General features: G+C 78.6%; 1 protein-coding gene. It reads right to left on the minus strand.

What is annotated here, in order from left to right; all coding sequences use genetic code 11:
- Positions 1–6,808, minus strand: a 6,808-nt coding sequence (locus KM933_RS38065) for a type I polyketide synthase (RefSeq protein WP_221361956.1), incomplete at both ends; no start/stop codon positions are given.

Genomic DNA, 6,808 nt, shown 5'->3' on the forward strand with positions numbered 1-6,808 from the left:
CCCCGGCGGCGGGCCGGGCGGCGCGCACCAGGCCGCGCAGCAGCGGCGGCACGGTGCCGCGCGCGGCGCCCGCCCGCAGCCGGGCGGCGTCGAGGCGTACGGGCACGAGCAGGACGTCGTCGAGGCGCAGCGCCACGTCGAACAGCGCGAGGCCCTGGGTGTCCGAGAGCGCGGCGACACCGCCGCGGGCCATCCGCCGGAGCCCGGCCCCCGCCAGCGTGCCGGTCATCGCGCTGCGCCGTTCCCACAGGCCCCAGGCCAGTGACCGGGCGGGCAGGCCCGCGGCGTCGCGGCGCTCGGCCAGGGCGTCCAGACAGGCGTTGGCGGCCGCGTAGTTGGCCTGGCCCGCGGTGCCGATGACGCCCGCCGCGGAGGAGAAGAGGACGAACGCGGACAGCGGCAGGCCGCGGGTCGCCTCGTGCAGGGCGAAGGCCGCGTCGACCTTGGGCCGCAGGACGCGGTCGAGGCGTTCGGGGGTGAGCGAGGTGACGAGACCGTCGTCGAGGACGCCGGCGGCGTGCACGACAGCCGTCAGGGGGTGCCCGGCCGGCACGCTCGCGAGCAGCCGCGCGACGGCGGCCGGGTCGGCGACGTCGCACGCCGCGAACTCCGCCCGGGCGCCCAGGGCCCGCAGGTCGGCCAGGAGCTCGGCGGCCCCGGGCGTGCCGGCTCCGCGCCGCCCGGCGAGCAGCAGGTGCCTCACCCCGTGCCGGGCCGCGAGGTGCCGGGCCACGAGCCCGCCGAGCGTGCCGCCGGCGCCGGTGACGAGGACGGTGCCGTCCGGGTCCGGCGGCGCGGTGGACCCGGTGGACGCGCCGTCCGGTGCTGCCGGGACCCGGGCGAGCCGGGCGGCGAGCAGTCTCCCCTCGCGCACGGCCAGCTGGGGCTCTTCGAGGTCCAGGGCGCCCGGCAGCAGGGCGGGCAGGTCGTCGTGGTCCGGCGCGTCGACCAGGACGAGCCGGCCGGGGTGCTCGGACTGGGCCGAGCGCACCAGGCCGCGTGCCGCCGCGGCCGCCGGGTCGCTCGGGCCGTCGCCCGGGCCCGTGCGTACGGCGCCGCGTGTGAGGAACACCAGCCGGGTGTCGGCGAACCGGTCGTCGGCGAGCCATGCCTGGAGCAGTCCGAGGGTGGCGCGGACGACGGCCGTCACGGCGTGCGCGTCGGTCCCGGCGGCCCCGTCGTCCTCCTCGGCCCCGGTAGCCCCGGTAGCCCCGGCGGCCTCGGCGCAGGACGCGAGGACCACGCCGGGGACGGCCGCCCCCCGTCCGACCGCCGCGGCGAGCGCTTCGAGGTCCGGGTGGGCCGGGCAGGTTCCGGGCGGCAGTGCGGTGCGGCCGACGGCGGCCCAGTGGGCGGTCCGGGTGCGGACGTCCGCGGGGGCGGGCAGGGGTGGCAGGGGTGTCCACTCCAGGCGGTACAGGCAGTCGTCCGCCGGGGCGGCGGCGCGCAGGGCGGCGGTGTCGACGGGCCGGACGGCGAGTCCGGCCACCGTGACCACCGGGCGGCCGGCGGGATCGCGTGCGGTGAGGGACACGGCCCCGCCGGTGTCCTGGGAGAGGCGGACGCGCAGGGCGGTGGCGCCGGAGGCGTGCAGGGTCACACCGGTCCAGGCGAACGGCAGCCGCGCGGTGCCCGGTGCGGGGTCCGCGCCCCCGGTGCCGCCGGATGCCGGCCACAGTCCGTGGAGCGCCGCGTCGAGCAGGGCGGGGTGGATGCCGAAGCCGGCGGCCGCCGCGCGCAGGCCGTCGTCCAGGCGTACCTCGGTGTACAGGTCGCCGCCGTGCCGCCAGGCGGCGCGCAGTCCCCGGAAGGCCGGTCCGTAGCCGTGGCCGGCCGCGGCGAAGCGCTCGTAGAGGCCGTCGACGTCGACCGGCTCGGCGCCGGCCGGAGGCCAGTGCGCGCCCTCTCCAGGTGGTTCCTCCCCCGGTGGCTCCTCCCCCGCCGCTTCGGCCAGTACGCCGCAGGCGTGCGGCGTCCACGGCCCGTCGGCCGCGGCGTCCGGCCGGGCGTACACGTCCACGGTGCGGCGGCCGGTGCCGTCCGGGGCCCCGACGCGCACCTGGAGCTGTACGCCGCCGGTCGCGGGCAGCACCAGGGGGGCCTGGAGGGTGAGTTCCTCCAGGACGGGGCAGCCGGTCTCGTCGCCGGCGCGGACGGCCAGCTCCACGAACGCGGCGCCGGGCAGCAGGACGACGTCCGACACGGCGTGGTCGGCGAGCCAGGGGTGGGTGCGCACCGAGATCCGGCCGCTGAGCAGCGTCTCGCCGGTGCCGGCGAGTTCGACGGCCGCGCCCAGGAGGGGGTGCCCGGTCGCGCCGAGGCCCGTGGCCCTGACGTCGCCGCCGGTGTGCGGGCCCGGCACGGCCCAGTAGGGCCGGTGCTGGAAGGCGTAGGTGGGCAGGTCGACGCGGCGGGCGGCGGTGCCCGCGAAGAACGCCGGCCAGTCGACGGGCACGCCGTGCGCCCATGCGGTGCCGAGGGACCGGAGCACGCGTTCCATGCCGCCCTCGCCGCGCCGCAGCGTGCCGAGCACGGCGGCGTCGGCGCCCGCCGCCTCCAGGGTCTCCTCGACGGCCGGGACGAGGACGGGGTGCGGGCTCACCTCGATGTAGGCGCGGTGGCCCGCGTCCGCGAGGGCGCGGACGGCGGACTCGAAGCCCACGGTACGGCGGAGGTTGGCGTACCAGTGGCGGGCGTCCATCGTCGCCGTGTCCAGCCAGCCGTCCGTCACCGTGGAGTACAGGGGGGTGTCCGCCGTGGTGGGCTCGATGTCCTGGAGGGCGGAGGTCAGTTCGGCTTCGAGGGCTTCCATGTGGGCGGAGTGGGACGCGTAGTCGACGTCGACCCGCCGGGCCCGCACCCCGTCGGCCGCGCAGGCCGCCGCCAGCTCGTCCAGGGCGTCCGTGTCACCGGAGACCACCACCGCCGAGGGCCCGTTGACCGCCGCCACCGACAGCCGTCCCTCCCAGGCCGCGATCCGCTCGGCGGCCTGCCGCGAGGGCAGCGCGAGCGACATCATGCCGCCGCGCCCGGCCAGCCGGGCGATCGCGCGGCTGCGCAGGGCGACGACCTTCGCCCCGTCCCGCAGGGACAGCCCGCCGGCCACCACGGCAGCGGCGATCTCGCCCTGGGAGTGCCCGACGACGGCGTCCGGGACGACGCCGTGGGCCCGCCACAGCCGTGCGAGGGACACCATCACGGCGAAGAGGACGGGCTGCACCACGTCGACGCGGTCCGGACCGCCGCCGTCGCGCACGACGTCGAGCAGCGACCAGTCGACGTGCGGGGCGAGCGCGTCCGCGCAGGCGCGCATGCCGGTGGCGAACTCGGGTGACTCGTCGAGGAGCCGGCGGGCCATGCCGGTCCACTGGGAGCCCTGCCCCGGGAACATCAGGACGGTGCGGACCTCGGGACCGGCGACGCCGCTCACCGTGGGGGCGCCGCCCGCCGCCCACTTCTCCAGGGCGGGCAGCAGGGCGTCGTGGCCGCCGACGAGGACGGCCCGGTGGGCGAGGGCGGTCCGGTGGGCGAGGGACAGGGCCACGTCGGCCGCACGGGGTGCTCCGGGCGCGTCCGGCCGGGTCAGGTGCCGCAGGAGGCGGCCGGCCTGGGCACGCAGGGCTTCGGCGGTGCGGGCCGACAGGAGCCAGGGCAGGGCCGCCGGACGGGCCGGGGACGGGGTGGACCGCGGTACGGCGGACCCGGGGGCCTGCGCGGTCCGCGGTGGCTCTGCCGGCTCCGGGGCCTGCGCGGTCTCCGGCGGCCCGGCGGGCTCCGGGGCCTGCGCGGTCTCCGGCGGCCCGGCGGGCTCCGGGGCCTGCTCCAGGACGACGTGGGCGTTGGTGCCGCTGAGGCCGAAGGACGAGACGCCGGCGCGGCGCGGCCGGCCCGTGTCCGGCCACGGGGTGGCGTCGGTGGCGAGGGCGACGGCGCCCCGGGACCAGTCCACCCGGGTGGTGGGACGGTCCACGTGGAGGGTGGCCGGGACGGTGGCGTGCCGCAGGGCCAGGACCGTCTTCATGACCCCGGCGACGCCCGAGAGGGCCTGGGTGTGGGCGATGTTGGACTTGAGGGAGCCGATGAGGAGGGGCCGGCCGGCGGGCCGGTCCCGGCCGTAGGTCGCCAGCAGCGCCTGGGCCTCGATGGGGTCGCCCAGGGCGGTGCCGGTGCCGTGGGCCTCCACCACGTCCACGTCCGCGCCGCGGAGCCGGGCGTCGGCGAGGGCGGCGCGGATGACGCGCTGCTGGCTGGGTCCGTTGGGGGCCGACAGGCCGTTGCTGGCGCCGTCCTGGTTGACGGCGGAGCCGCGCAGCACGGCGAGGACGGGGTGGCCGTTGCGGCGGGCCTCGCCCAGCCGCTCGACGAGCAGCACGCCGGCGCCTTCGCCCATGCCCATGCCGTCGGCGCCGTCCGCGAACGCCTTGCACCGGCCGTCGGGCGCGAGACCGCGCTGCCGCGAGAAGCCGATCAGCGCGCCGGGGGTCGCCATCACCGCGACGCCGCCGACCAGGGCCAGCGAGCAGTCCCCGGCGCGCAGCGCGCGGGCGGCCAGGTGCAGGGCGACCAGGGACGACGAGCAGGCGGTGTCGACGGTGACCGCCGGGCCCTCCAGGCCGAGGGTGTAGGCGACGCGCCCGGAGACGACGCTGGGGGCGCTGCCGGTCAGCAGGTGGCCCTCGCCGTCCGCGGAGCGGGCCACCGCGGCGCCGTAGTCGCTGTAGTTGACACCGGTGAACACGCCCGTCCGGCTGCCGCGCAGGGCCTGCGGGTCCAGGCCCGCGCGCTCCAGGGCCTCCCAGGAGATCTCCAGGAGGAGCCGCTGCTGCGGGTCCATGGCGAGGGCCTCGCGGGGTGAGATGCCGAAGAAGGCGGCGTCGAAGTCGGCGGCGTCGTGCAGGAATCCCCCGTGCCGGGTGGTCGAGGTGCCCGGGTTCTCCGGATCCGGGTCGTAGAGGGCGTCGAGGTCCCAGCCGCGCCCGGCCGGGAGTCCCGTGACGGCGTCGACCCGGTCGGCGAGCAGTCGCCACAGCTCCTCCGGCGAGGTGACGCCGCCGGGCAGGCGGCAGCCCATGGAGACGATGGCGATCGGCTCGTCGGCGGCTCCGGGGCGGGTGTCCGCCGCCGCCTCCGCTGCCGCTGTCGCCGCCGTCACCTCGTCCGTGCCGAGCAGGCAGGACTTCAGGTGCGCGGCGAGGGCGGCGGCCGAAGGATGGTCGAAGACGAGGGTCGACGGCAGCCGCAGGCCGGTCGCCCTGTTGAGCCGGTTGCGCAGTTCGACGGCGGTGAGGGAGGCGAAGCCGAGCTCCTGGAACGCCTTTCCGGGCGGTACGGCCTCGGCGCGGTCGTGACCCAGGACGGCGGCGGCATGGCCGCGGACGAGGTCGAGCAGCAGCCGGTCCCGCTCGGCGGGCTGCCGCGTCGTGGTGAGCCTCCCGAGCAGTTCGGAGGCGGCCGGGGCGTCGCCGTCCCCGTGCCCCTCCAGGGCGCGGCGGGCCTCGGGAACGGTCCGCAGCAGGGGGCTGGGACGGCTGGAGGTGAACACCGGGGCGAACCGCTCCCAGTCGACGTCGGCGACGGTCACGAGTGTCTCGTCGTCGTCGAGGACCTGCTGGAGCGCGGCGAGTGCCTGCTCGGTCCCGATCCGGGGCAGGCCGTGCTCCTCCAGGTTGAAGAGGCCGGCGGCCGGATCCCCGGCCTGCTGCACGGTGTCCCCGGCCTGCTGCACGGTGCCGCCCGCCGGGGGCCCGGCCCGCCAGATGCCCCAGTCGACGGTGGTCGCGTTCAGGCCGCGGCTCCGCCGGTACTGGGCGAGGGCGTCGAGGTGGGCGTTGGCCGCGGCGTACGCGCCGTGGTCGCCGCTGCCCCAGACGCCGGCGATCGAGGAGAACAGCACGAACGCGTCGAGTTCGCGGTCGAGCAGGGCGTCGAGGTGCGCCGCGCCCGCGGCCTTGGCCGCGACGACACGCTCGTACGCCGCCACGGGGACGGTGTCGAGCGGGGCGAGCGCGATGTGCGCGGCGGCGTGCACGACGGCGGTGACGGGCGTGCCGTCCGCGTCGAGCCCGGCCAGGAGCCGTTCGACCTGGTCGCGGTCGGCCAGGTCGCAGGCCGGCATCGCGAGGGTCGTGCCGGACGCGGCCAGCTCCGCCCGGAGACCGGCCGCCCCGGGCGCGTCCTCCCCGCGCCGCCCGGGCAGGACCAGGTGCGCGGCGCCGCCGCGGGCCAGCCAGCGGGCCAGCCACGGGCCGAGGGTGCCGGTGCCGCCGGTGAGCAGGACGGTGCCCCGGGGTTTCCAGGTGCGTGCGGGGCGGGCGGGCCGGGGAGCGTGTACGAGTCGACGGGTGAGGAGGCCGGCGGGGCGCACCGCGAGCTGGTCCTCGCCGTCGGTACCGCCGAGCGCGGCGCAGAGCCGTTCCCGGGCCCGGGCGTCGAGCGTGTCGGGCAGGTCGACCAGTCCGCCCCAGCGCCGCGGGTGCTCCAGGGCGGCGACCATGCCGGTGCCCCACACCTGCGCCTGCGCCGGTGCGGTGGGCGGATCGTCCGCACCCGTGGAGACGGCGCCCCGGGTGGCGCACCACAGGGGCGCCGTGATGCCGAGGTCGCCGAGCGCCTGGACGAGGGCGAGGGTCAGGACCGTGCCGCCGGGCAGGCCCGGGTGACGGGGGTGCGGGCGGTCGGCCAGGGCGAGGAGGGAGAGCACTCCGGCGAGGGGACGGCTGCCGGCGGCGGTGACGGCGGCTGCGAGCCGGGTGCGCTCGGCGCTGCCGCGGGCCCCGGCGGCCGGGCCGGGCCCGCCGACGTCGGCCCC

The sequence above is a fragment of the Streptomyces beigongshangae genome (assembly GCF_019710745.1).
Classification (GTDB): Bacteria; Actinomycetota; Actinomycetes; order Streptomycetales; family Streptomycetaceae; genus Streptomyces; species Streptomyces beigongshangae.